Below are 1,592 nucleotides of genomic sequence, written 5' to 3'. Positions count from 1 at the left end.
GCTAAATTATCGTTTACCGTCTTAATAACTCTCACCAGTGGCGAGAGTTTTACAAAAGGGACTGCCACTGAATGTCGTTCTCTTACCTCGAAAGGAGACACGACAATGACAGAACAACTTATCGCGGAGATACAGCGAAAAATGCTGCCGTATCTCAACAACGAACAGCTCATGCACCTTCGGGATGCAATGGCTGAGACATTGGAAGGGGCAACGATAACCTATGATGGCAGCGCAATTCCAGCGGCAGAAGAGACGGATGCAGTCGAAGCATTTATCACGGCAAAGCGGATCGAAGGCTGCTCGGAGAAAACCCTGAGCTACTACCGGAAGACGATTGAGGCTCTGATTGCCGGAGTCGGAAAGGCTGTACAACAGATCACCACAGATGATTTGCGCCGCTATTTGACAAGCTATCAAATTCAGCGTAGGTCGAGCAAAGTGACCATAGACAACATCCGCCGGATCCTGTCCAGCTTCTTCTCATGGCTTGAAGATGAGGATTTCATTGTGAAAAGTCCGGTACGCCGGATTCATAAAGTCAAGACTGCAAAGGTGGTCAAGGACACCTACACCGATGAAGCATTAGAGCTGATGCGTGACAACTGCACAACGGCACGAGACTTGGCGATGATTGATATTCTGTCTTCCTCTGGAATGCGTGTTGGTGAGCTGGTCACGCTAAACCGCGAAGACATCAACTTCAACGAACGCGAATGCGTTGTTGTCGGCAAAGGCAATAAAGAACGACTGGTCTACTTCGATGCAAGGACGAAGATTCACCTTCAAAACTATCTTGAGGGCAGAACAGATGAAAATCCCGCATTGTTCGTTTCGCTAAAAGCCCCGTTTGACCGGCTGATGATCGGCGGTGTGGAGACACGTCTTCGGGAGCTGGGAAAGCGTCTGAATATCCCGAAGGTTCACCCTCACAAGTTCAGGCGGACACTGGCTACTACTGCCATAGACAAAGGAATGCCCATAGAGCAAGTCCAGCAGCTCTTAGGACATCAGAAAATCGACACCACCATGCACTATGCAATGGTGAAACAACAGAATGTGAAGCTGGCACATAGAAAATATATCGGTTAGGAGTGCAAATATGGAAACCAAGAAATACCGATTTGATGAAGTGACTATCAACTTTGACAAGAAACGAATACCTCTTTCCAGCGCACAACGCGAAAAAAGGCAAGGCACGTTTCGTTATTATGGTGCGCAAGGAGTGATCGACCATGTTGATGATTATATCTATGATGGTACATATCTACTAATTGCAGAGGATGGTGAGAATCTAAAATCAAAAAAGCAGAACATTGCGCAGGTTGTTGACGGACAATTTTGGGTCAACAACCATGCACATATTGTGCAAGGAAACGAACAGAGTGACACCCGATTCCTTTGCTATTTGATAAACAGCATGGACTTATCTGGATATGTCACCGGTTCAGCTCAGCCAAAATTATCTCAAGCGAACTTGAATGCCATAACACTCTCTCTACCTACTCTCGTTGAGCAAAAGAGGATTGTAGAATACCTATATATGCTTGATCAGAAGATAGATGTCAATCGACAGATAAACGATAATTTAG

The 1,592-nt window shown here is 45.9% G+C and carries 2 protein-coding genes; both read left to right on the top strand.

Going from position 1 to position 1,592, the window contains the following annotated elements; translation table 11 throughout:
• The first annotated feature begins 105 nt into the window (after positions 1 to 105).
• Positions 106 to 1,092, top strand: coding sequence for a site-specific tyrosine recombinase/integron integrase (gene xerA, locus HMPREF1546_RS07775; protein WP_021748366.1), 987 nt, complete (start codon positions 106 to 108; stop codon positions 1,090 to 1,092).
• A gap of 10 nt (positions 1,093 to 1,102) precedes the next feature.
• Positions 1,103 to 1,592, top strand: a 490-nt coding sequence (locus HMPREF1546_RS07770) for a restriction endonuclease subunit S (RefSeq protein ID WP_021748365.1), incomplete at its 3' end; no start/stop codon positions are given.

The sequence above is a fragment of the Oscillibacter sp. KLE 1745 genome, from assembly GCF_000469445.2.
GTDB classification, from domain to species: domain Bacteria; phylum Bacillota; class Clostridia; order Oscillospirales; family Oscillospiraceae; genus Oscillibacter; species Oscillibacter welbionis.
Note: the sequence above shows the minus strand (reverse complement) of the source record. Positions and strands in the feature narration are given on the sequence as shown.